Annotated in this window: 13 protein-coding genes, 1 tRNA gene, 3 rRNA genes and 5 pseudogenes; 13 read left to right on the top strand and 9 right to left on the bottom strand. The window is 54.9% G+C overall.

Annotated elements, in window-relative coordinates:
• Positions 1 to 16: 16 nt before the first annotated feature.
• The 3 genes from mnmG to asnC form a co-directional block, all read right to left on the bottom strand.
• The gene (mnmG, locus tag WLO32_RS20435) at positions 17 to 1,906 is read right to left on the bottom strand and encodes a tRNA uridine-5-carboxymethylaminomethyl(34) synthesis enzyme MnmG (protein ID WP_435946725.1); all 1,890 of its coding nucleotides are present in this window, start codon (positions 1,904 to 1,906) and stop codon (positions 17 to 19) included.
• 369 nt (positions 1,907 to 2,275) lie between these two features.
• Positions 2,276 to 2,725: an FMN-binding protein MioC gene (gene mioC / locus WLO32_RS20430; protein ID WP_435946724.1), complete on the bottom strand. Its 450-nt coding sequence runs from the start codon at positions 2,723 to 2,725 to the stop codon at positions 2,276 to 2,278.
• 90 nt (positions 2,726 to 2,815) lie between these two features.
• The gene (gene asnC / locus WLO32_RS20425) at positions 2,816 to 3,274 is read right to left on the bottom strand and encodes a transcriptional regulator AsnC (RefSeq protein ID WP_121264658.1); all 459 of its coding nucleotides are present in this window, start codon (positions 3,272 to 3,274) and stop codon (positions 2,816 to 2,818) included.
• A 158-nt stretch (positions 3,275 to 3,432) separates the two neighbouring features.
• Between asnC and asnA the strand changes: the two genes are divergently transcribed.
• Positions 3,433 to 4,425, top strand: a complete 993-nt coding sequence (gene asnA, locus WLO32_RS20420; protein ID WP_435946723.1) for an aspartate--ammonia ligase — start codon at positions 3,433 to 3,435, stop codon at positions 4,423 to 4,425.
• Positions 4,426 to 4,427: 2 nt separating this feature from the next.
• Here asnA and viaA read toward each other — a convergent pair.
• Both viaA and ravA read right to left on the bottom strand, forming a co-directional pair.
• Positions 4,428 to 5,880 (bottom strand): annotated as a pseudogene (viaA, locus tag WLO32_RS20415) (ATPase RavA stimulator ViaA).
• Entirely contained in the window at positions 5,880 to 7,373 is a 1,494-nt protein-coding gene (ravA, locus tag WLO32_RS20410; RefSeq protein WP_435946722.1) for an ATPase RavA, read from the bottom strand. The pseudogene viaA and the gene ravA overlap by 1 nt, the downstream one beginning before the upstream one ends.
• A 224-nt stretch (positions 7,374 to 7,597) precedes the next feature.
• On the opposite strand from ravA, the gene kup reads away from it, so the two are divergent.
• The 7 genes and pseudogenes from kup to rbsR all read left to right on the top strand — a co-directional run bounded on the left by kup (position 7,598) and on the right by rbsR (position 15,583).
• Positions 7,598 to 9,466, top strand: a complete 1,869-nt coding sequence (gene kup / locus WLO32_RS20405; RefSeq protein WP_435946721.1) for a low affinity potassium transporter Kup — start codon at positions 7,598 to 7,600, stop codon at positions 9,464 to 9,466.
• 296 nt (positions 9,467 to 9,762) lie between these two features.
• Positions 9,763 to 10,182 carry a D-ribose pyranase gene (gene rbsD / locus WLO32_RS20400; protein ID WP_435946720.1) on the top strand — a complete coding sequence of 140 codons (420 nt, stop codon included), beginning with the start codon at positions 9,763 to 9,765 and terminating at the stop codon, positions 10,180 to 10,182.
• Positions 10,183 to 10,189: 7 nt separating this feature from the next.
• The gene (rbsA, locus tag WLO32_RS20395; protein WP_435946719.1) at positions 10,190 to 11,701 is read left to right on the top strand and encodes a ribose ABC transporter ATP-binding protein RbsA; all 1,512 of its coding nucleotides are present in this window, start codon (positions 10,190 to 10,192) and stop codon (positions 11,699 to 11,701) included.
• Positions 11,701 to 12,667 (top strand): annotated as a pseudogene (gene rbsC / locus WLO32_RS20390) (ribose ABC transporter permease). The gene rbsA and the pseudogene rbsC overlap by 1 nt, the downstream one beginning before the upstream one ends.
• A gap of 28 nt (positions 12,668 to 12,695) precedes the next feature.
• Entirely contained in the window at positions 12,696 to 13,583 is an 888-nt protein-coding gene (gene rbsB / locus WLO32_RS20385; protein WP_435946718.1) for a ribose ABC transporter substrate-binding protein RbsB, read from the top strand.
• A gap of 74 nt (positions 13,584 to 13,657) precedes the next feature.
• Positions 13,658 to 14,588, top strand: a pseudogene (gene rbsK, locus WLO32_RS20380) (ribokinase).
• 2 nt (positions 14,589 to 14,590) lie between these two features.
• Positions 14,591 to 15,583, top strand: coding sequence for a ribose operon transcriptional repressor RbsR (gene rbsR / locus WLO32_RS20375; protein ID WP_435946717.1), 993 nt, complete (start codon positions 14,591 to 14,593; stop codon positions 15,581 to 15,583).
• Here rbsR and mdtD read toward each other — a convergent pair.
• Together mdtD and WLO32_RS20365 are read right to left on the bottom strand one after the other, a co-directional pair.
• On the bottom strand, positions 15,580 to 16,974 hold the full coding sequence (gene mdtD, locus WLO32_RS20370) for a multidrug transporter subunit MdtD (RefSeq protein WP_435946716.1): 1,395 nt from the start codon (positions 16,972 to 16,974) through the stop codon (positions 15,580 to 15,582). The two genes, rbsR and mdtD, sit on opposite strands and share 4 nt — an antisense overlap.
• Positions 16,975 to 17,014: 40 nt before the next feature.
• A pseudogene (locus tag WLO32_RS20365) lies at positions 17,015 to 17,714 on the bottom strand (FadR/GntR family transcriptional regulator).
• Between the two features lie 492 nt (positions 17,715 to 18,206).
• Between WLO32_RS20365 and WLO32_RS20360 the strand changes: the two are divergent.
• From WLO32_RS20360 to rrf, 4 genes are all read left to right on the top strand, one after another.
• Positions 18,207 to 19,748: ribosomal RNA gene (locus WLO32_RS20360) — 16S ribosomal RNA — on the top strand.
• Between the two features lie 85 nt (positions 19,749 to 19,833).
• Positions 19,834 to 19,909, top strand: a tRNA-Glu gene (locus WLO32_RS20355).
• A 212-nt stretch (positions 19,910 to 20,121) separates the two neighbouring features.
• A 23S ribosomal RNA gene (locus tag WLO32_RS20350) occupies positions 20,122 to 23,028 on the top strand.
• Positions 23,029 to 23,134: 106 nt separating this feature from the next.
• Positions 23,135 to 23,250 (top strand): 5S ribosomal RNA (gene rrf, locus WLO32_RS20345).
• The 16S, 23S and 5S rRNA genes sit together here with 1 tRNA gene alongside, the layout of an rRNA operon.
• A gap of 90 nt (positions 23,251 to 23,340) precedes the next feature.
• On the opposite strand, the pseudogene mobB reads toward rrf, so the two are convergent.
• Together mobB and mobA are read right to left on the bottom strand one after the other, a co-directional pair.
• Positions 23,341 to 23,848, bottom strand: a pseudogene (gene mobB, locus WLO32_RS20340) (molybdopterin-guanine dinucleotide biosynthesis protein MobB).
• A complete protein-coding gene (gene mobA / locus WLO32_RS20335) occupies positions 23,848 to 24,429 on the bottom strand; it encodes a molybdenum cofactor guanylyltransferase MobA (RefSeq protein WP_435946715.1) in 582 nt (193 codons plus the stop codon). The pseudogene mobB and the gene mobA overlap by 1 nt, the downstream one beginning before the upstream one ends.
• A 72-nt stretch (positions 24,430 to 24,501) precedes the next feature.
• Between mobA and WLO32_RS20330 the strand changes: the two genes are divergently transcribed.
• Positions 24,502 to 24,771, top strand: coding sequence for a YihD family protein (locus WLO32_RS20330; RefSeq protein WP_435946714.1), 270 nt, complete (start codon positions 24,502 to 24,504; stop codon positions 24,769 to 24,771).
• The last annotated feature ends 7 nt before the right edge of the window (positions 24,772 to 24,778 follow it).

Genomic DNA, 24,778 nt, shown 5'->3' with positions numbered 1-24,778 from the left:
CCTGATTAACGCATTATCAGGCGCTGCGGCGCAGCAACCCTTGTTTTTTTAGCCAGACAAGCAAAATTGAAATCGCGGCGGGCGTGATCCCCGAAATACGCGATGCCTGCCCGATCGACACAGGTTTATGATCGTTGAGTTTGGCGATCACTTCGTTAGAAAGGCCGCTGACCTGACGGTAATCCAGCGTGGCGGGCAGCACGGTGTTCTCATTGCGCTGCTGCTTATCGATTTCGTCCTGCTGACGAGCGATATAGCCCTCATATTTAACCTGTATCTCTACCTGTTCCGCAGACTGGCGATCTTCAAGCCCCGGCGCAAAAGCCGAAAGCTGCATCATGTCGGCGTAGGTCATTTCCGGGCGACGCAGCAGATCTTCGCCGTTCGCTTCCCGCGACAAAGGCGCGCTCAGCTTCGCGTTCACCTCTTCGACCTGTGCCGAATGCGGATGCAGCCAGATATCTTTCAGGCGCTGGCGCTCACGCTCGATATTTTCCAGTTTTTCGTTAAAGCGCGCCCAGCGTTCGTCATCCACCAGGCCCATTTCACGGCCGGCGGCGGTTAAACGCAGGTCGGCGTTATCTTCGCGCAGCATCAGGCGGTATTCGGCGCGCGAGGTAAACATGCGGTACGGCTCTTTGGTGCCGAGGGTGCAAAGATCGTCCACCAGCACGCCAAGGTATGCCTGGTCGCGACGCGGCGCCCAGCCTTCTTTTTCGGCAGAGTAGCGGCCGGCGTTCAGACCAGCCAGCAGGCCTTGCGCCGCGGCTTCTTCATAACCGGTGGTGCCGTTGATCTGGCCGGCAAAGAACAGACCCTGAATATATTTGCTTTCAAGGGTGGGTTTCAGATCTCGCGGATCGAAGAAGTCATACTCAATGGCGTAGCCCGGGCGGACGATCTTCGCGTTCTCCATGCCCTGCATGGAGCGAACGATCTGCATCTGTACGTCAAACGGCAGGCTGGTGGAAATGCCGTTTGGATAAATTTCGTTGCTGGTCAGCCCTTCTGGCTCAAGGAAGATTTGGTGCTGATTGCGATCGGCAAAACGCATCACTTTATCTTCGATAGACGGGCAGTAACGCGGACCAATACCTTCGATAACGCCTGCATACATCGGGCTGCGATCGAGGTTATTACGAATAACGTCGTGGGTTTTTTCGTTGGTATACGTGATGTAGCACGGCACCTGAGCAGGATGCTGGTTCACATTCCCCATAAACGAGAAAACCGGCAGCGGGCTGTCGCCGTTTTGTTGCGCAAGCATGCTGAAATCGATTGTGCGGGCATCGATACGCGGAGGCGTACCCGTTTTCAGGCGGTTGACGCGCAGCGGCAGTTCACGCAGACGGCGTGAAAGCGAGATGGACGGCGGATCGCCGGCCCGGCCACCGCTGTAGTTGTCCAGTCCGATATGAATTTTGCCATCGAGGAAAGTCCCGACGGTCAGCACCACGGCTTTGGCGCGGAACTTCAGTCCCATCTGGGTAACCGCGCCGACAACGCGATCGTTTTCCACAATCAGATCTTCTACCGCCTGCTGGAAGATCATCAGGTTGGGCTGGTTCTCCAGCGCCGTACGCACGGCCTGCCGGTACAGCACGCGGTCTGCCTGTGCACGGGTAGCCCGTACCGCAGGGCCTTTGCTGGCGTTTAGTATCCTAAACTGTATGCCGGCATGATCGATCGCTTTCGCCATCAATCCGCCCAGTGCGTCCACTTCCTTAACCAGATGTCCCTTGCCAATACCGCCGATCGCCGGATTACAGGACATCTGTCCCAGCGTGTCGATATTGTGTGTCAGAAGAAGGGTCTGTTGACCCATTCGGGCTGCGGCCATCGCGGCCTCGGTGCCTGCATGACCCCCGCCAATGATGATGACGTCAAAAGGATCTGGATAAAACATGGTGACTGCCTCGTGGTTAAACGGGAGGGTGACTGATTCCCGGGTTGGCGATTCTACTCAACTTTAGTCGATGGAGAAAGTACCGGGATCCTCACTAATTAAAAGAAGATCTTTTTTATTTAAAGATCTCTTTATTATGATCTCTTATTAGGATCGCCCTGTGCTGTGGATAACCCGTTTTAAGCTAAAGAGATCAAATAATTGGGATAGATCGTTTGCTGTGAATGATCGGTGATCCTACGCAGTATAAGCTGGGATCAAAAGCGAGGGTTATGCACAACTCAAAAAGTGAACAGCAGTTGTTCTTTGGATAACTACCGCTTATTACGAGCTTTTAAGCATAGTTATACACAAAAAAAAGGCCGATCTTTACAAATCCTGGAGTAAATCTTTCCAGGATCCGACCCAAACTTCAGCCGGATCTTCAGGAATGTCATGATCGAGGATGTTCACCTTCAGTAAAGAACCCACTCGTTTTGCTCCGCAATCGCTAAGCAAGGCGTCCATTTTTTCAATGGCGCCGCAAAAAGTATCGTATTCACGGCTGCCGATACCCACTGCACCATAGCGAAGGTTGCTCAGATCCGGGCGTTCTTCCTTTATTGCATCGTAAAGGGGCTGCAGATTATCCGGCAGATCGCCTGCGCCATGCGTCGAGGAGACAATCAGCCATACGCCGCTGGTTTGCAGATCTTCAAGCAGCGGCCCGTGCAGCGTTTCGGTGGAGAAACCCGCTTCATTCAGCTTCTCAGCTAAATGTTCAGCCACATATTCGGCACTGCCAAGCGTACTGCCACTAATCAGAGTAATGTCTGCCATTGCGATCCCGCCTTTACAAGTCGTCGCGTATTGTACGCTGTGTAAGGCCTGCGATCTACCTGTGGATAATATGGGTATTACATTTAGCCCTTATGGCCTGATCGTCCGCATAATGGGGTTCTGCAGGGAGATCAAAGTCTCGGTGGACTGAATTTCATCAATTGTTTGGATCTTGTTGATAAGTACCTGCTGCAGCGCATCTATCGAGCGGCACATCACCTTAATAAAGATGCTGTAGTGGCCGGTGGTGTAGTAGGCCTCGGTCACCTCTTCGAGGCTTTCCAGCCTGGCCAACGCGGAGGGATAGTCTTTCGCGCTTTTTAAAATAATGCCGATAAAGCAGCAAACGTCGTAACCCAACTGCTTGGGGCTGACGTCGATACGCGCCCCGGTGATAATGCCTGCCTGCTTCATCTTCTCTACGCGGACGTGGATTGTGCCGGGACTTACGCCGAACTGTTTGGCCAGCTCGGCGTATGCCGTACGCGCGTTTGCCATGAGCGCTTCAAGAATGCCGCGATCCAGATTATCGATCTGATAATTATCCATCACTTTTTCCTATGATTAATCACGAATATCTAATTTTTATAGCCTTAAATTAACTGATTAAAAAGAGGATGGCCTTTTTTATTATTGATTATTGAATGTGGTGCCCTTTCTGTTGCTTAATCACCGGTACTGAAACAACACAGCAAAAGAGAAGAGCCATGAAAACCGCCTACATCGCTAAGCAACGCCAGATTAGTTTTGTGAAATCCTATTTCTCACGCCAGCTTGAAGAAAAATTGGGTCTGATTGAAGTTCAGGCACCGATTCTCAGCCGCGTTGGAGATGGTACACAGGACAACCTGTCCGGCTGTGAAAAAGCGGTACAGGTAAAGGTGAAAACCCTGCCTGAGGCGCAGTTTGAAGTGGTGCATTCGCTGGCCAAATGGAAAAGAAAAATGCTCGGCCAGCATGACTTCAGCGCGGGCGAAGGGCTTTACACGCACATGAAAGCCCTGCGCCCCGATGAAGATCGCCTGACCCCGATCCACTCTGTTTATGTCGATCAGTGGGACTGGGAACGCGTGATGGGCGATGGCGAACGCCATCTGGGCACCCTGAAGCAGACCGTGGAAAGCATCTGGGCGGCGATGAAAGCCACGGAAGCGGCCGTTGCCGAACAGTATGGCCTTGCCTCCTTCCTGCCGGAACAGATTCACTTTGTTCACAGCGAAGAGCTGCAGCAGCGCTTCCCGGAGCTGGATGCAAAAGGCCGCGAACGCGCTATCGCCAAAGAGCTGGGCGCCGTGTTCCTGATTGGCATCGGCGGCAAGCTGGCCGACGGCAAACGTCACGACGTTCGCGCCCCGGATTATGATGACTGGTCAACCCGCAGCGAAGGCGGTTTCTGCGGTCTGAACGGCGACATTCTGGTGTGGAACCCGGTGCTGGAAGATGCGTTCGAGCTCTCTTCTATGGGGATCCGCGTGGATGCCGAAGCCCTGAAACGCCAGCTGGCGGTGACCGGCGATGAAGATCGTTTGCAGCTTGAATGGCACCAGTCCCTGCTCAAAGGCGAAATGCCGCAAACTATCGGCGGCGGCATCGGCCAGTCTCGTCTGACCATGCTGCTGCTGCAACAGCCGCATATCGGCCAGGTGCAGTGCGGCGTATGGCCGGCCGCCGTGCAGGATAAGGTCGACGCCCTGCTGTAATTTTAACGCTGCCAGCGGCGCAGCAGGCGGCTACGCATCCCGGTATCAAAGCGCCAGATATGGTCGAAAATGCGCATGATGCCGGGTTTGCCGTGTCCCGACATCGCCACCGCGTGAAAACGATGCTGGTGCGCCTGCTGTAGCCCCTTCACTTTATTTACCAGCTCATCGGGCAGCCGCTGGGCGATAAAATCTGAAATAACCACCGCGTCGGCGTCAAACCATTCGCTGCCCTGCATTTTCTCGACGATCGAACGAAAACAGCTGGCCAGATCGGTGCCGCCGCGAAAGCGCTGGCTGAGAAAACGAATTGCCTGCTCAATGCCGTCTTTACCGCAGACTTCATAGCGCACCACTTCGCTGGAAAACAGCATAATGAAACAGCGGCGGTTATCCGCCAGCGCGATGCGCATCAGCGCCAGGCAAAAAGCCTTGGCGCACTGTTCATTAAAGCCCCCCATTGAACCCGAAGTGTCTACGCAGACAATAAATGGCCCGCGCGGCTGCTCGTCAAAATCCTGATGGACGACGGGGCGTTCCACCACCTTTTCCCGCCATGAATCGCCGTGCAGGCGATAGGTAAGAAGCTGTTTTTCCACCAGCCGCCGGTAGAATTCAAACTCCAGCTCGGTGATGCCGAGCGTTGCCAGTTCCGGCGGCAGCAGGCGCAGAATATCGTCGCTGCGCTGCAGGCCGTCGACCTGTTCAGGCACGGTGGCGGGCTCGCGCACCATCATGCGCCAGCTTTCCATCGGCGAGTCTTTTCTCGGAACAACTTTGGCCTCTTTTGAACGCCCGAGCTGTTCGGCAAGCTTCATTAATTCAGGCTGGGCCGGCGAGAAACTCGCCGTACTGCACGATTAGCTGGTAGTCGCCGCGCTTAAGCGTGCCGGCGCTCATGTCCCACAGCCTTCCGGCCGCATTATCGTTTTCCGACAGCACGGGTTCCAGCTGGCCGCTTAGCGCCAGGCGAGCCTGAACCTCTGCCAGCAGGCTGTCGCGTTCTTCTTCAAGCAATTGCTGATTAAGCGAGGTCGCCTGCACCACCAGGCTCAGCCGCCAGCGCTGTAAAAACAGGGTTTGCTGCGCTGGGGTAAAATGAGGATGTTCCGCGATCAGCGCCTGCGCCTGTGCAAAAAAAGGGGAGCTGATGCTTTTTAGCAGCGCCAGTATCTCAGGCTGTTTAACGATAAGCTGGCTGGTGGTGAGCAACTGGCTTTCCTGATAGCACAATACCTCTCTTGCCAGCTCCGGCGGCGCCTGGGTGTCATGCAGCCTGGCCTTGAGCAGCTCACGCCAGCGCGGAATATCCTGCGTGACGGCATTTTTTAGCCGTGGGAATTTTTCAAAGAAGACGGCCAGCTGGGGAGCGGCCAGCAACGTCAGTATTATCTCTTCTATCATCTCTCCTTCGCTGATAGCGAGAATAACGTCGAGCGTCTCCAGGCTCAGCATTATTGCCGGGCCTCTTTGATCTGTGCGGCGACATCCTGCAGGCTGGCCTCAATTTTGCCCAGCCAGTCGCTGTGGATAAACAGGCATTTTTGCTGATCGTTAAAACGTTCGTGCTGCTGGTGAAGCGCGGCTTCGAGATCGTCAAACTGTTGTTTGATCTCATCCGGCATTCCCTGCTGCTGTTTGCCGGGCATCACCAGCCGGGTGCCCTGCAGGCTGACGTCCCTGATAACCAGGTGCTGTGTGGCATCCACCTCCAGGTTCAGCGTCTGGGCGAATCCAATGCCGTTAAGCTTTCCGCGGATCTCGCCGCCTTTTATCAGCCACTGCGCCAGGGCTTCACGGTTTATCGCAATATGGATGACCTCAATATCGTGCAGCTTCATCGGCTGCTGGAGCAACAGCGTCAGGGTTTCTCCGCTGAGATAATCGGGAAGCTCGTAGTGAGGACGGCGGCTGAACATGCCGCCCTGCTTGCTCAGGGTGATGGCTTCCCGATCGCTGTGCTGTTGCTGCAGCTGGATGCGGCGCTGCACGATAGCGCCCAGCTTGCTGAGCATCGCATGCTGCTGCCATGCCTGCCCGGTCATCAATATTTCCAGCTGCTGCTGCATCAGATTCATGGCCGCGGTGTCATGCCACAGGCAGTCTTTTAAAAGAATAAGATCGATTGGCGCCACGGCGCTTCTGCCGCTGAAGAAGGCGCTGGCCTGCAGCAGACGAATGGCTTTTTTCCAGCGCCTGTCTGAAACATAGGGCGCGCCGGGCAGCTCTTCCAGCTGCAGGCGCAGGGTGAATATCAGCTCAAAGACATTATCGGGAAGCGCGACGGCGCCGATTTCCCGCTGCCAGCTAAAGTATTCTTCGTCGCTTACCTGGAGGCTTTCCGCCACGGGGTTTTCGTTTTCATCCTGCTGGCTGATGAGCATGGAGCGGAAATTGCCCTTCTCCTGCACTTTGTCGAGCCACAGGCGAATCAGCATGCGGTCGTATAAGGCTTCGAGGCTGCTGTCGGCCTCGGGAAGTTCGTTGGACGCGGCCACCAGCAGGCGCATCGGGATTTTCTCTTCGCTGGCCCCGTTTCGGAAGCGGCGTTCGTTGATGGCGGTTAGCAAAGTATTCAGAATGGCGGGCCCGGCCTTCCAGATCTCATCAAGAAAGACGATTTCCGCCTCCGGCAGGTAGCCTGCGGTGAGACGCTCGTAGCGCCCCTCATCTTTTAGCGCCTGGATGGACAGCGGTCCGAAAACCTCTTCCGGAGTGGAAAAGCGCGTCATCAGATATTCAAAAGCGCGGGCGTGCCGGAAGGCAAATTTAAGGCGGCGGGCAATCAGACTTTTGGCTATTCCCGGCGGCCCTAATAAAAAGACGCTCTCCCCGCTCAACGCCGCCAGCAGGCAAAGCCGAATGGCGTGGCTTCGTTCAAAAAGCCCTTTTTCAAGCGATGAGCTAAGCCGTGAAATTCTTTCAGCCAGTAAATGTGATTGAGCCATAATTAGCTTTGCATCCTTACGCGTTATCGCTGTGCGGAAAGGCGAGTATATCGTTTATCCATAAGCGCGTTAATGGATTGATGATCGGGCCTTTTTTCTCTGACCTAAGATAAGCTAATTGCATTTAGGGATACGATTTCCTCCATTATCGTGCATACTGTGCGCCTTTTTGTGGGCCAAGGGACTAAGCACACGCATTCAGGATTCCAACAAAAGATTAGTCTATGAGCGCTGATAATAAACAATCATTGCCCGCGATAACGCTGGCGGCAATTGGGGTGGTGTACGGTGATATCGGTACCAGCCCGCTTTATACCCTTCGTGAATGTCTGTCAGGTCAGTTTGGTTTTGGCGTCGAACGTGAAGCCGTATTCGGTTTCTTATCGTTAATTTTCTGGCTGTTGATTCTGGTCGTCTCCGTTAAGTATCTCACCTTCGTGATGAGGGCAGACAACGCCGGCGAAGGCGGTATTTTGACGCTGATGTCCCTGGCGGGGCGCAATACCTCGGCGAAAATGACCTCGGTGCTGGTGATCATGGGATTGATCGGCGGCAGCTTCTTTTATGGGGAGGTGGTCATTACCCCGGCGATATCGGTGATGTCGGCCATTGAGGGTCTGGAGATAGCCGCGCCGCAGCTTGATGCCTATATCGTCCCGCTCTCGATAATCGTCCTGACGCTGCTGTTTATGATCCAGAAACACGGCACGGGCATGGTGGGCAAGCTGTTTGCTCCGGTGATGCTGCTCTGGTTCCTGGTGCTGGCCGTGCTGGGCGCGCGCAGCATTATCGCTAACCCGGAAGTGCTGCAGGCATTAAACCCTTCCTGGGCGGTGCGCTTCTTCCTGGAATATAAATCGGTCTCGTTCTTTGCGCTCGGCGCGGTCGTGCTTTCTATTACCGGCGTGGAAGCGCTGTATGCGGATATGGGCCATTTCGGCAAGCTCCCTATTCGCCTTGCCTGGTTTTCCGTGGTGCTGCCGTCGCTGGTGCTGAACTACTTCGGCCAGGGCGCGCTATTGTTGAAAACGCCGGCGGCGATTAAAAACCCCTTCTTCCTGCTGGCGCCTGACTGGGCGTTGATTCCGTTGATGATTCTGGCGACGCTCGCCACGGTTATCGCCTCGCAGGCGGTGATCTCCGGCGTCTTCTCTCTGACTCGCCAGGCGGTGCGTCTGGGCTATCTGTCGCCAATGCGCATCATCCACACCTCGGAAATGGAATCCGGGCAGATTTACGTTCCGGCGATTAACTGGATCCTCTATATCTCCGTGGTGATTGTGATTGTCAGCTTCGAGCATTCCAGCAACCTGGCCGCGGCCTATGGGATTGCGGTGACCGGCACTATGGTGCTGACCTCCATTCTTCTGTGCACCGTGGCGCGCAAAAACTGGCACTGGAATAAGATTGCCGTGCTGCTGATGGGCTTTGGCTTCCTGTGCATCGATATTCCGCTGTTTACGGCAAACGTCGTCAAAATATTCTCCGGCGGCTGGCTGCCGCTTTGCCTGGCGCTGGTGATGTTTATCATCATGACCACCTGGAAGAGCGAGCGTTTCCGCCTGCTTCGCCGCATGCATGAGCACGGCAACTCTCTGGAAGCGATGATCGCGTCGCTGGAGAAATCGCCGCCGGTTCGCGTACCGGGCACGGCCGTGTATATGTCCCGCGCGCTGAACGTTATTCCTTTCGCGATGCTGCATAACCTCAAGCACAACAAAGTATTGCATGAGCGCGTGGTGCTTCTGACGCTGCGTACCGAAGACGCGCCTTACGTTCATAACGTGAAGCGCGTTTCTATCGAGCAGCTTTCGCCAACCTTCTGGCGCGTGGTGGCGAGCTACGGCTGGCGCGAAACGCCGAACGTGGAAGAAATCTTCCACCGCTGCGGGCTTGAGGGGCTAAGTTGCCGAATGACGGAAACCTCGTTCTTTATGTCCCACGAGTCGCTGATCATCGGCAAACGCCCGTGGTATCTGCGCCTGCGCGGCAAGCTGTTCCTCGCGCTCCAGCGCAACGCCCTGCGGGCGCCGGACCAGTTTGAGATCCCGCCAAACAGGGTTATCGAACTGGGAACGCAGGTCGAAATCTGACTCTGACGCCCCTTTATCCGAAGGGGCGCCTTTATGAAAAAGCCAGAACGGCGCGGGTTGCCGGCTTTTTTGCTTAACGCCATAAAAATCAATGAATTGATTATCCAAAAAACCCTCCTTCTTTTTAAGCCCTGAGTCGATTGTATGCCTGAACGCGCTCTCATTTTTTCCGCGCCGTAATTTGCGGGCGAAACGTTTCGATAGCGATCACATTTCCACGATCCGACGGTTGTTTTATCGCCGCAATATTCCCTACACTCTGGATCAGCGAAACGTTTCGCTAGTGGAGTAAGAAAATGAAGAAAGGCACCGTTCTCAACGCTGATATCTCGTCCGTTATTTCTCGTCTTGGCCACACCGATATGCTGGTGGTCGCCGATGCCGGCCTGCCGGTTCCGCGCGGCACGCAGCGTATTGATTTGGCGCTGACGCACGGCGTGCCGGGTTTTATGCAGGTCGTGGATGTAATCACGCAGGAAATGCAGGTTGAGGTGGCGATCCTCGCTCAGGAAATTCAACAACATAATCCTCAGCTCCACGAAACGTTGCTCAAACACATCGAGCAACTGCAACAACTCCAGGGAAATACCATAGCTGTTCGTTATCTCAGCCATGAGCAGTTCAAGCAGCAAACCGCACAGGCACACGCGGTTATTCGCAGCGGGGAGTGTTCCCCGTATGCGAATATCATTCTCTGTGCCGGCGTAACTTTCTGAGGCCGGTATGGAACCTTTACTGCAACTCAAAGGGATCGATAAGTCGTTCCCCGGCGTAAAAGCCCTTTCTGGCGCCGCGCTGAACGTTTACCCGGGACGCGTGATGGCGCTGGTGGGTGAAAACGGCGCGGGTAAATCCACCATGATGAAAGTGTTAACCGGCATTTATCAGCGCGACGCCGGTTCGCTGCTATGGCTGGGCCAGGAAACCACCTTTAACGGCCCGAAATCCTCCCAGGAGGCGGGCATCGGCATCATCCATCAGGAGCTCAACCTGATCCCGCAGCTCAGCATTGCGGAAAACATCTTCCTCGGGCGCGAGTTTGTCACCCGCTTCGGTAAGATCGAATGGAAGAAGATGTATGCCGAGGCGGACAGGCTGCTGGCAAAGCTCAACCTGCGCTTTAAGAGCCAGAAGCTGGTGGGCGATCTGTCGATTGGCGATCAGCAAATGGTCGAGATAGCCAAGGTGCTGAGCTTCGAGTCGAAGGTCATCATTATGGATGAGCCTACCGATGCGCTGACTGATACCGAAACCGAATCGCTGTTCCGCGTTATCCGCGAGCTGAAAGCGCAGGGGCGCGGCATCGTTTATATCTCTCACCGCATGAAAGAAATTTTTGAAGTTTGCGATGACGTGACGGTGTTCCGCGACGGCCAGTTTATTGCCGAACGCGAAGTCGCCACGCTCACCGAAGACTCGCTGATCGAAATGATGGTGGGCCGCAAGCTTGAAGATCAGTATCCGCGCCTGAATAAAGAGCCGGGCGAGGTTCGTCTGCGTGTTGATAACCTGTCCGGGCCGGGCGTGAATGACGTTAGCTTCACCCTGCGTAAAGGGGAAATTCTTGGCGTCGCCGGGTTGATGGGCGCAGGCCGCACCGAATTAATGAAAGTGCTGTACGGCGCGCTGCCGCGTAGCGGTGGCTATGTGGCGCTCGATGGCCGTGAGGTGGTGGCGCGTTCCCCGCAGGATGGCCTGGCGAACGGCATCGTTTACATCTCAGAAGACCGTAAGCGCGATGGGCTGGTGCTGGGCATGTCGGTAAAAGAGAACATGTCGCTTACCGCGCTGCGCTATTTCAGCCACAACGTCGGTAGCCTGAAGCACAAAGACGAGCAGCAGGCGGTGCAGGACTTCGTTCGCCTGTTCAACGTCAAAACCCCTTCGATTGAGCAGCCGATTGGCCTGCTCTCCGGCGGTAACCAGCAAAAGGTCGCCATCGCCCGCGGGCTGATGACGCGTCCGAAAGTGCTTATTCTCGACGAGCCGACCCGCGGCGTTGACGTTGGGGCGAAAAAAGAAATTTATCAGTTAATTAACCAGTTTAAAGCCGATGGGTTAAGCATCATTCTCGTGTCGTCAGAAATGCCGGAAGTGTTAGGCATGAGCGATCGCATTATGGTGATGCATGAAGGGCATCTGGGCGGGGTATTCACCCGTGAAGAGGCTACCCAGGAAGTATTGATGGCGGCGGCTGTCGGTAAGCTAAATCGCGTGAATCAGGAGTCTGTATAATGAGCACCCAGTCTGTTTCTTCCCGTCGCTGGTTCACCAAAGCGTGGCTGTTGGATCAAAAATCGCTGATCGCCCTGCTGGTGCTGATTGCCATCGTCTCGAGCCTGAGCCCGAACTTTTTCACCATCAATAACCTGTTTAACATCCTGCAGCAAACCTCCGTGAACGCCATTATGGCGGTGGGGATGACGCTGGTCATTCTTACTTCCGGGATCGACCTGTCCGTCGGTTCTTTACTGGCGCTGACCGGGGCGGTGGGCCGCCTCGATTGTTGGCTTAGAAGTGAATGCGCTGGTGGCGGTTGCCGCGGCGCTGGCGCTGGGAGCCGCAATCGGGGCCGTGACCGGCGTTATCGTTGCCAAAGGGCGCGTACAGGCGTTTATCGCCACCTTAGTCATGATGCTGCTGCTGCGCGGCGTGACCATGGTGTACACCAACGGCAGCCCGGTAAACACCGGCTTCTCGGATAACGCCGATCTCTTTGGCTGGTTTGGTATCGGCCGCCCGCTGGGTATCCCTACGCCGGTTTGGATCATGGGGATTGTCTTCCTGGCGGCGTGGTACATGCTGCACCACACCCGTCTGGGCCGTTATATTTACGCGCTGGGCGGCAACGAAGCGGCGACGCGCCTTTCCGGCATCAGCGTTAATAAAGTAAAAATTATCGTTTATTCGCTTTGTGGTCTGCTGGCTTCTCTGGCCGGGATCATCGAAGTGGCGCGCCTTTCCTCCGCACAGCCAACCGCGGGCACCGGCTATGAGCTGGATGCTATCGCCGCCGTTGTGCTGGGCGGCACAAGCCTTGCGGGCGGCAAAGGGCGTATCGTCGGCACGCTAATCGGCGCGCTGATCTTAGGCTTCCTGAACAACGGACTGAATTTATTAGGTGTTTCTTCCTATTACCAGATGATCGTCAAAGCAGTGGTTATTTTACTGGCGGTGCTGGTGGACAACAAAAAGCAGTAACAATCATAACCCTACAGGACATCTGACTATGAATATGAAAAAACTGGCTACTCTGGTTTCCGCTGTTGCGCTGAGCGCCACCGTTAGCGCAAACGCCATGGCGAAAGACACCATCGCGCTGGTTGTTTCCACGCTGAACAACCCGTTCTTCGTCTCCCTGAAGGACGGCGCGCAGAAAGAAGCCGACAAGCTGGGTTACAACCTGGTGGTGCTGGATTCCCAGAACAACCCGGCTAAGGAACTGGCGAACGTGCAGGATCTGACCGTACGCGGCACTAAACTGATGCTGATTAACCCAACGGATTCCGATGCCGTGGGCAACGCGGTAAAAATGGCTAACCAGGCTAAAATCCCGGTGATTACCCTCGACCGTATGGCAAACCAGGGCACCGTTATCAGCCACATCGCATCCGATAACGTAGCGGGCGGTAAAATGGCCGGCGACTTTATCGCCAGCAAAGTGGGCGAAGGCGCAAAAGTTATCGAACTGCAGGGGATCGCTGGCGCATCCGCCGCTCGTGAACGCGGTGAAGGTTTCAAACAGGCTACCGCTGCGCACAAATTTACCGTACTGGCGAGCCAGCCGGCGGACTTCGACCGTACTAAGGGCCTGAACGTTATGCAAAACCTGCTGACCGCGCATCCGGATGTGCAGGCAGTCTTTGCTCAGAACGACGAGATGGCGCTGGGCGCGCTGCGCGCGCTGCAAACCGCAGGCAAATCTGACGTGCTGGTGGTCGGCTTCGACGGTACGGCCGACGGCGTGAAAGCGGTAGAAGGCGGCAAGCTGGGCGCAACGGTGGCGCAGATGGCTGACCAAATCGGCGTTATCGGCGTGGAAACGGCGGATAAGGTCTTAAAAGGCGAAAAAGTCGAGTCTAAAATCCCGGTCGATCTGAAGCTGGTCACCAAATAAGTCGACATAACGGAAAAGCAGGGCATCGCGCCACCTGACAGAAGCCGGGTGGCGCACTCAACCGGACAGAAAAAATGAAAACGAAAGGCAGTCTCGTCGTCCTTGGCAGTATCAACGCCGACCACATCCTTAACCTCGAACATTTCCCCACGCCGGGTGAAACGGTTACCGGACAGGAATATCAGGTCGCGTTTGGCGGAAAGGGGGCAAACCAGGCCGTTGCCGCCGGGCGCAGCGGCGCCGACATTGCCTTTATTGCCTGCGTGGGTGACGACGATACCGGCAGCCGCGTGTGCAAACAGTTAGCCTGCGATAAAATCGACACCTCTCCAATCGGCACTATTAAAGATGCGGCAACGGGCGTTGCGCTGATCTTTGTCAACGGCGCCGGGGAAAACGTCATCGGTATTCATGCCGGAGCCAACGGCGCGTTAACGCCTGAACGGGTGGCGGAACAGCAGCAGAGAATTGCCGATGCCTCCGCGCTACTGATGCAGCTGGAGTCGCCGCTGGAAAGCGTGCTGGCCGCGGCGAAAATCGCTCATCAGCACCAGACTAAAGTGGTGCTCAACCCCGCGCCCGCCTGTGAACTGACCGATGAACTGCTGGGGCTGGTGGATATGATCACCCCGAACGAAACCGAAGCGGAAAAGCTCACCGGTATTCGCGTTACAAACGACGACGATGCGGCAAAAGCCGCGCGGGCGTTGCACGACAAAGGCATTGCAACCGTCATTATTACGCTCGGCAGCCGCGGCGTCTGGCTGAGCGAGCAGGGCAAAGGGCGGCGCGTGCCGGGGTTTAAAGTTAAAGCCGTGGATACTATCGCGGCGGGCGATACCTTTAACGGCGCGCTGGTTACGGCTCTGCTGGAAGAGAAACCGATGGCCGAGGGCCATCCGCTTTGCCCATGCCGCCGCCGCCATTGCCGTAACCCGTAAAGGCGCCCAGCCTTCGGTGCCCTGGCGTCATGAAATCGACGAGTTTTTGCAGCAGCAGGGGTAATCATGGCCACCATGAAAGATGTCGCTCGCCTCGCGGGCGTCTCCACCTCGACGGTTTCACACGTCATCAATAAAGACCGTTTCGTGAGCGAGGCTATACGCGAAAAGGTCGACGCGGCTATCAAATCCCTGAACTACGCGCCTTCCGCGCTGGCGCGTAGCCTCAAACTTAATCAGACCCACACCATCGGCATGCTAATCACCGCCAGCAGCAACCCCTTTTATTCTGAGCTGGTGCGCGGCGTGGAGCGCAGCTGCTTTGAGCGCGGCTACAGCCTGGTGCTGTGCAATACCGAAGGCGACGAGCAGCGCATGAACCGCAACCTGGAGACGCTGATGCAAAAGCGCGTCGACGGGCTGCTGCTGCTGTGTACCGAAACCCATCTGCCTTCGGCTGAGATCATAAATCGCTACCCCTCCATTCCCACGGTAATGATGGACTGGGCGCCGTTTGAAGGCGAAAGCGACGTGATTCAGGATAACTCCCTGCTGGGCGGCGAAATGGCGACTCAGCACCTTATTGATAACGGCTATACCCGCATCGCCTGTATCGCCGGCTCGCAGGATAAAACGCCCGCGCGGCTGCGGCTGGAAGGCTATCGTCGGGCAATGCGCAGCGCCGGGCTTGAGATCCTGCCGGGATATGAAATCATCGGCGACTTTGAGTTTCAGGGCGGGTTTACGGCCATGAACTCGCTACTGGCTCTGGAAAATCCGCCTCATGCGGTATTCACCGGCAACGATGCGATGGCGGTGGGCGCTTATCATGCCCTCTACCAGGCTGGTTTGCAGGTGCCGAAAGATATGGCCGTGGTGGGCTACGATGACATCGAGCTGGCGCGCTACATGGCGCCGCCGCTTACGACCATTCACCAGCCGAAAGATGAGCTGGGCGAGCTGGCCGTTGACGTGCTGATTCATCGCATGGCGCAGCCCGGCCTTGAGCAGCAGCGCCTGCTGCTTACGCCTGAGCTGGTGGTGCGCGGATCCGTCTAACGCTTATGGCGTTCCTTAATCAGGTTGCGTCCATCTTTTGGACGCAGCAGCAAGAACACCAGCGCGGAAACTAACGTCACCGCGCCCATTGTCAGAAACGTATAGTGGAACTGCTCGACGGTATTGATACTGTCGATCCCTTCATAAAGGCGAAGCACTGCCGCACTGACCGCCACCCCAAGGCTGATGGAAAGCTGCTGCGTCACGGCCAGCACGCTGTTGCCGCTGCTGGCGTTTTCATCGGTGAGATCGGCAAGGGCGATGGTATTCATGGCGGTGAACTGCGTGGACATGGCCATCCCAAGGATAAAGAGCGGCAGAATCAGCAGGCCTATCTCCATTCCCGGCGACTGCAACGAGAACTGTCCAATCAGCAGGCCAATCAACAGCGTGACGCCGACCAGGGTTTTCCTGTAGCCGAACCAGCGCAGCACCTGGGTCACGGTAGATTTTGCCAGCAGCGACCCGAACGCGGTGGGCGCCATCATGCAGCCCGCAATTAGCGCCGTATAACCAAATCCAACCTGAAGCATTAAAGGCATAAGGAAGGGCACGCATCCGGTCCCGAGCCGCGAGGCAAGGTTGCCGGCGATGCCAACGGAGAAGGTTCTGGTTTTGAACATAGGCAAAGCGATAAGCGGCGCGGGATGCCGGCGCGCATGCCATATGTACGCCATCAGCAGGAGCAGCCCGCCGAGGATAATCAGAATACCGATATAGCTGGCAACGATACGCTCGCCAAACAGCTCCATGCCGCTTGAAATCAACACCAGGCCCAGGCCGAATAAAAGAAAGCCCTGCATATCAAAGCCGCGACGCGGGGTTGTAAAGTTGGGCATGTATTTCCGGGCGTAGAGCAACCCGAGAATGCCGATAGGGATATTAATAAGGAAGATCCAGTGCCAGCTCGCCCACGTCACCAGCACGCCGCCGAGCAGCGGACCTAAAATCGGCCCCACCAGGCCTGGCATGGTAACGAAGTTCAGCACGGGCAGCAGTTCGCTACGCGGATAAGCGCGCAGTAAAGCCAGGCGGGCAACCGGCATCATCATCGCCCCGCCAATGCCCTGCACTACGCGGAAGATAACCAGCTGGCTTAGCGAGCCGGACATGGCGCAGGCAAACGAGCCCAGCGTAAAGAGGGAGACCGCTATCATAAACACGCGTCGGGTGCCGAAGCGGTCGGCAAGCCAGCCGCTGACGGGGATCAGCATCGCGACGGTCAGGGTGTAGCTGATAATCGCAGACTGCATCGCCAGCGGTGAACGATCGAGGCTGTGAGCGATTGCGGGTAGCGCGGTATTAAGGATGGTGGCATCCAGCGCCTGCATAAAGAAAGCCATCGCCGCAATCCACGGCAGCCCGGCCATACTACGAGCAGTTTTGGTCATTAGAATCCTGATGTTTTAAAGCAGCCAGGAACGTCTGCGTTTAGCCGTTGGCGAAGGGTTCCTGTAAGAGCGCCTGTCCTGCAATTAAGGCAGCCTGGCCGTTTCCCTGGGTGATGGCATCAACGATAGCCTGGTGCAAATCGAGTTTGATTACTTCGTTATCGGTTATGGCAGTGAAGTAATTGTAATAAATAGAACGGAATAAGTTAGCGAAAGAACAAAGGAAAGGGTTACCGCTCATTTCATAGATATGTTCATGGTAGGCCATATCCACTTCTATCCAGCGTTCGCGGTCAAAAGAGGTCTGCAGTTTCACCATCTCGGTCATCAGCTCGTTGAGATAGGCTTTCTGTTTGCCGTCGCCATTTATAGCTGCGAGCGAGCAGGGCCTGCGGCTCCAGGCTATTGCGCATGACAAGGAAGTAATCCACGACGTCATTGAAATTTTCCTCGGTCATCCACCAGGTGAGCAGCTCCTTATCAAGGAAGTTCCAGTGGCTGCGGGGCATAACGCGGGTGCCGATGCGCGGGCGAGGCAGAACCATTCCTTTCGCCGTCAAAGTCTTTACCGCTTCCCGCACGGCGGTGCGGCTAACGCTGAATAATTCACCCAGTTCTATTTCACCGGGTAAAATGCTGCCTGCTTCATACTCCCCACGCAGAATGCGCTGCGCCAGTTTTTCCGCAAGGATATAAGAAAGGTTCTTTTGCGCAGCGAGCTGTTGTGCAGATAAAGACATTTATGCAATTCCTTTAGCTATGTTTCTTTTTTTAGTATGCCATCTGACGTCGTTTTCTGATGCTTAAAACAGCAAATATCCCTGATTGCAGGCCGCGGCTGGCGGTTTTGGTGAAAAAAAAGGCGGTCGGTAAAATTTTTGAAATAAACCCTTGTCAGCCTCAGAAAAATCCCTATACTGCGCCTCCACTGACACGGCACAACGGCTTACAAACCGGCCCGTCAGGCAGACGAAAGCGAAAATAAACGCTTGACTCTGCAGGAGGAAAGCGTAATATACGCCACCTCGCAACAGCAGGCTTCGCCGCTGATTGCACTGCTCTTTAACAATTTATCAGACAATCTGTGTGGGCACTCGCAGGATTGATATCTCAGCACCTCCGGGTGCAAAAAAATATCAAGTCTTGAAGAGTGACCAGACAGTAATTCATTAGTGAATTATGTGAATGTAATCTTTGAGCATCGCTTCACGTGTTGAAGCACATCAAGCTTTTAATTGAAGAGTTTGATCATGGCTCAGATTGAACGCTGGCGGCAGGCCTAACACATGCAAGTCGAACGGTAGCGGGAAGAAGCTTGCTTCTTTGCCGACGAGTGGCGGACGGGTGAGTAATGTCTGGGAAACTGCCTGATGGCGGGGGATAACTACTGGAAACGGTAGCTAATACCGCATAACGTCGCAAGACCAAAGAGGGGGACCTTCGGGCCTCTTGCCATCAGATGTGCCCAGATGGGATTAGCTTGTTGGTGGGGTAACGGCTCACCAAGGCGACGATCCCTAGCTGGTCTGAGAGGATGACCAGCCACACTGGAACTGAGACACGGTCCAGACTCCTACGGGAGGCAGCAGTGGGGAATATTGCACAATGGGCGCAAGCCTGATGCAGCCATGCCGCGTGTATGAAGAAGGCCTTCGGGTTGTAAAGTACTTTCAGCGAGGAGGAAGGTGCTGAGGTTAATAACCTCAGCAATTGACGTTACTCGCAGAAGAAGCACCGGCTAACTCCGTGCCAGCAGCCGCGGTAATACGGAGGGTGCAAGCGTTAATCGGAATTACTGGGCGTAAAGCGCACGCAGGCGGTCTGTCAAGTCGGATGTGAAATCCCCGGGCTCAACCTGGGAACTGCATTCGAAACTGGCAGGCTAGAGTCTTGTAGAGGGGGGTAGAATTCCAGGTGTAGCGGTGAAATGCGTAGAGATCTGGAGGAATACCGGTGGCGAAGGCGGCCCCCTGGACAAAGACTGACGCTCAGGTGCGAAAGCGTGGGGAGCAAACAGGATTAGATACCCTGGTAGTCCACGCCGTAAACGATGTCGACTTGGAGGTTGTTCCCTTGAGGAGTGGCTTCCGGAGCTAACGCGTTAAGTCGACCGCCTGGGGAGTACGGCCGCAAGGTTAAAACTCAAATGAATTGACGGGGGCCCGCACAAGCGGTGGAGCATGTGGTTTAATTCGATGCAACGCGAAGAACCTTACCTACTCTTGACATCCAGAGAACTTTCCAGAGATGGACTGGTGCCTTCGGGAACTCTGAGACAGGTGCTGCATGGCTGTCGTCAGCTCGTGTTGTGAAATGTTGGGTTAAGTCCCGCAACGAGCGCAACCCTTATCCTTTGTTGCCAGCGGTTAGGCCGGGAACTCAAAGGAGACTGCCAGTGATAAACTGGAGGAAGGTGGGGATGACGTCAAGTCATCATGGCCCTTACGAGTAGGGCTACACACGTGCTACAATGGCGCATACAAAGAGAAGCGACCTCGCGAGAGCAAGCGGACCTCATAAAGTGCGTCGTAGTCCGGATCGGAGTCTGCAACTCGACTCCGTGAAGTCGGAATCGCTAGTAATCGTGGATCAGAATGCCACGGTGAATACGTTCCCGGGCCTTGTACACACCGCCCGTCACACCATGGGAGTGGGTTGCAAAAGAAGTAGGTAGCTTAACCTTCGGGAGGGCGCTTACCACTTTGTGATTCATGACTGGGGTGAAGTCGTAACAAGGTAACCGTAGGGGAACCTGCGGTTGGATCACCTCCTTACCTTAAAGATACAACCCGCGCAGTGCTCACACAGATTGTCTGATAGAAGTAAAGAAGCAAGGCGTCTTGCGAGTGAGACTTCAGTGTCCCCTTCGTCTAGAGGCCCAGGACACCGCCCTTTCACGGCGGTAACAGGGGTTCGAATCCCCTAGGGGACGCCACTTGCTGGTATGTAAGTGAAAGATGCGTGCCGAACTATCTCAAAACTGATTCTCAGGAATCACGTTTGAGATATTTGCTCTTTAAAAATCCGGAACAAGCTGAAAATTGAAACGACATGTCGTCTCATTCTTCCGTAATAAAGAATGGGTTTACGATATGTTCGAGTCTCTCAAATTTTCATAATCTGAAGCGAAACATCTTCGGGTTGTGAGGTTAAGCGACTAAGCGTACACGGTGGATGCCCTGGCAGTCAGAGGCGATGAAGGACGTGCTAATCTGCGATAAGCGCCGGTAAGGTGATATGAACCGTTATAACCGGCGATTTCCGAATGGGGAAACCCAGTGCAATCCGTTGCACTATCGTTAAGCCAATACATAACTTAACGAAGCGAACCGGGGGAACTGAAACATCTAAGTACCCCGAGGAAAAGAAATCAACCGAGATTCCCCCAGTAGCGGCGAGCGAACGGGGAGCAGCCCAGAACCAGCATCAGTTTGTGTGTCAGTGGAAGCGTCTGGAAAGTCGCAGGGTACAGGGTGATACTCCCGTACACAAAGGCACACCTTCTGTGAGTTCGACGAGTAGGGCGGGACACGTGGTATCCTGTCTGAATATGGGGGGACCATCCTCCAAGGCTAAATACTCCTGACTGACCGATAGTGAACCAGTACCGTGAGGGAAAGGCGAAAAGAACCCCGGCGAGGGGAGTGAAACAGAACCTGAAACCGTGTACGTACAAGCAGTGGGAGCCTCTTTATGGGGTGACTGCGTACCTTTTGTATAATGGGTCAGCGACTTATATTCTGTAGCAAGGTTAACCGTATAGGGGAGCCGCAGGGAAACCGAGTCTTAACTGGGCGTTAAGTTGCAGGGTATAGACCCGAAACCCGGTGATCTAGCCATGGGCAGGTTGAAGGTTGGGTAACACTAACTGGAGGACCGAACCGACTAATGTTGAAAAATTAGCGGATGACCTGTGGCTGGGGGTGAAAGGCCAATCAAACCGGGAGATAGCTGGTTCTCCCCGAAAGCTATTTAGGTAGCGCCTCGTGAATTCATCTCCGGGGGTAGAGCACTGTTTCGGCTAGGGGGCCATCCCGGCTTACCAACCCGATGCAAACTGCGAATACCGGAGAATGTTATCACGGGAGACACACGGCGGGTGCTAACGTCCGTCGTGAAGAGGGAAACAACCCAGACCGCCAGCTAAGGTCCCAAAGTCATGGTTAAGTGGGAAACGATGTGGGAAGGCACAGACAGCCAGGATGTTGGCTTAGAAGCAGCCATCATTTAAAGAAAGCGTAATAGCTCACTGGTCGAGTCGGCCTGCGCGGAAGATGTAACGGGGCTAAACCATGCACCGAAGCTGCGGCAGCGACACTATGTGTTGTTGGGTAGGGGAGCGTTCTGTAAGCCGTTGAAGGTGGACTGTGAGGTCTGCTGGAGGTATCAGAAGTGCGAATGCTGACATAAGTAACGATAAAGCGGGTGAAAAGCCCGCTCGCCGGAAGACCAAGGGTTCCTGTCCAACGTTAATCGGGGCAGGGTGAGTCGACCCCTAAGGCGAGGCCGAAAGGCGTAGTCGATGGGAAACAGGTTAATATTCCTGTACTCGGTGTTACTGCGAAGGGGGGACGGAGAAGGCTATGTTGGCCGGGCGACGGTTGTCCCGGTTTAAGCGTGCAGGCTTGTGTTCCAGGCAAATCCGGAACACTTTAAGGCTGAGGCGTGATGACGAGGCACTACGGTGCTGAAGTGACAAATGCCCTGCTTCCAGGAAAAGCCTCTAAGCATCAGGTAACACAGAATCGTACCCCAAACCGACACAGGTGGTCAGGTAGAGAATACCAAGGCGCTTGAGAGAACTCGGGTGAAGGAACTAGGCAAAATGGTGCCGTAACTTCGGGAGAAGGCACGCTGGCGCGTAGGTGAAGTCCCTTGCGGATGGAGCTGAAGCCAGTCGAAGATACCAGCTGGCTGCAACTGTTTATTAAAAACACAGCACTGTGCAAACACGAAAGTGGACGTATACGGTGTGACGCCTGCCCGGTGCCGGAAGGTTAATTGATGGGGTCAGCCGCAAGGCGAAGCTCTTGATCGAAGCCCCGGTAAACGGCGGCCGTAACTATAACGGTCCTAAGGTAGCGAAATTCCTTGTCGGGTAAGTTCCGACCTGCACGAATGGCGTAATGATGGCCAGGCTGTCTCCACCCGAGACTCAGTGAAATTGAACTCGCTGTGAAGATGCAGTGTACCCGCGGCAAGACGGAAAGACCCCGTGAACCTTTACTATAGCTTGACACTGAACACTGGTCCTTGATGTGTAGGATAGGTGGGAGGCTTTGAAGCGTGGACGCCAGTCTGCGTGGAGCCAACCTTGAAATACCACCCTTTAATGGCTGGTGTTCTAACGTAGACCCGTAATCCGGGTTGCGGACAGTGTCTGGTGGGTAGTTTGACTGGGGCGGTCTCCTCCTAAAGCGTAACGGAGGAGCACGAAGGTTAGCTAATCACGGTCGGACATCGTGAGGTTAGTGCAAAGGCATAAGCTAGCTTGACTGCGAGAGTGACGGCTCGAGCAGGTGCGAAAGCAGGTCTTAGTGATCCGGTGGTTCTGAATGGAAGGGCCCATCGCTCAACGGATAAAAGGTACTCCGGGGATAACAGGCTGATACCGCCCAAGAGTTCATATCGACGGCGGTGTTTGGCACCTCGATGTCGGCTCATCACATCCTGGGGCTGAAGTAGGTCCCAAGGGTATGGCTGTTCGCCATTTAAAGTGGTACGCGAGCTGGGTTTAGAACGTCGTGAGACAGTTCGGTCCCTATCTGCCGTGGGCGCTGGAGAATTGAGGGGGGCTGCTCCTAGTACGAGAGGACCGGAGTGGACGCATCACTGGTGTTCGGGTTGTCATGCCAATGGCACTGCCCGGTAGCTAAATGCGGAAGAGATAAGCGCTGAAAGCATCTAAGCGCGAAACTTGCCCCGAGATGAATTCTCCCTGAGACTTCAAGTCTCCTGAAGGAACGTTGAAGACGACGACGTTGATAGGCTGGGTGTGTAAGTGCAGCGATGCATTGAGCTAACCAGTACTAATGATCCGTGAGGCTTAACCTTACAACACCGAAGGTGTTTTGTGAGAGACAGAATAATTTGATTTTCAGCCTGAACCGAGATTTTAAGCCGGTGGTCATGAACAGTGACGGCCGGAGAACAGAATATGCCTGGCGGCAACAGCGCGGTGGTCCCACCTGACCCCATGCCGAACTCAGAAGTGAAACGCCGTAGCGCCGATGGTAGTGTGGGGTCTCCCCATGCGAGAGTAGGGAACTGCCAGGCTCCAAACAGACAGAAAGGCCATCCGCAAGGATGGCCTTTCTGTCGTCTGCGTTTTACAGAAAAATAGCCTGCTCCAGTCGCAGGCAAAGCTTACTTTTTCAGCCAGGCAGTAATAAAATCCGCTATCTGTTCGGGTGAATTTATATCCAGAACGGGTATTTGCTGAGCTGCAAGGCTCACGTCGCAAGCGATAGCTATAACATGAGCATCGATCTCTAACTCTTCAACATCGTGAGCAATCCCTTCTCTGTAGAGCAGGATCTTCGGCACCTCTTCGTGTTTAAAGCCCTCCACCAGTATTAAATCCAGCGAAGAGGCATCCATCCGGCCTGCGAGCTTTCGCAAATCAAGCTCAGGTTCGTCAGGCGTCTCGGTCATCAGCGCCCAACGTTTCCGGCTGGCGACGATAGTCTGCGCCGCACCCGCTTTACGCAGCTCGTAGCTGTCTTTGCCTGGCTTATCGACATCCATATCGTGATGGGTGTGTTTTATCAGGGCCCGGACGAATTCCTCGTTCAATAAGCAAAGGGATGAGCCGCTTTAAAAGCGTTGTTTTTCCCGTGCCGCTCCACGCGGCGAAGGCCAGTAACGGCACCATTACGAACTCTCCCAGCGAGCGAGATCTGCAGGCGAGTTTACATTAACGAAGTTTTGCTGCCGATCGGGGAAGATAACGGCGTGGCCGCCCGCCTCGCGCAGGAAAACCATTACGCGCCGCTCGCCTGCCTTCAGGTAGTTCTCAAGCGGAGCTATGAGCTTGCGGTGAATCAGCGCGATGGTTGGATGATCTCGTTCTCCGTCATTTACCCAGACAGCGGGGTATTGTCCCCGTGCGTCCCAAAGCCGGGATGCGAGATCTTGCGGAACCATTGGCGTATCACAGGGGCAAAACAGGAACCATTCGTTATCCAGCTTCTGCATTACCGACAATATTCCCGCCAGGGGCCCAGGATAATCCGGGAGCGCATCGCTCACAACGTCTACGCCGGCGGAACGATATTTTTCAATATTACGGTTGGCGCTTATGGCTATTTTACCGACCTGCGGCGCGAGCTTCTTTACGACATGCTCAAACAGCGGCCGACCGTTTAATATAACCAGTCCTTTATCCTGCCCGCCCATTCTCGTCGCCCGCCCGCCAGCCAGCACAACCCCTGCTACTTCTGTTAAACGTCTCACTAATATCGCCTCTTTTAATGTGGGTTTGAGCCTGCTAACGTGTGTCATTCCGCAAGTGAAAGGAGCACCACCATGAAATGTAAGCGTCTTAACGAACTGCTTGAGCTGCTTCAGCCCGCATGGCAAAAAGAGCCAGATCTCAACCTGATTCAATTTTTGCAGAAACTCGCCGCAGAGTCAGGTTATACCGGTGAACTGGCCGATCTCACTGATGATGTACTGATCTATCACCTGAAAATGCGCGATTCCGCGAAAGATGCCGTTATTCCCGGTATTCAGAAAGATTACGAAGAAGATTTTAAAACCGCTCTGCTGCGCGCGCGTGGGGTAATTAAAGAGTAAAAGCTTG

This window comes from Dryocola mayonis (assembly GCF_051307045.1).
Lineage (GTDB): Bacteria > Pseudomonadota > Gammaproteobacteria > Enterobacterales > Enterobacteriaceae > Dryocola.
The sequence above is the reverse complement of the archived record's forward strand: the minus strand, read 5'-3'. Positions and strand labels throughout refer to the sequence as shown.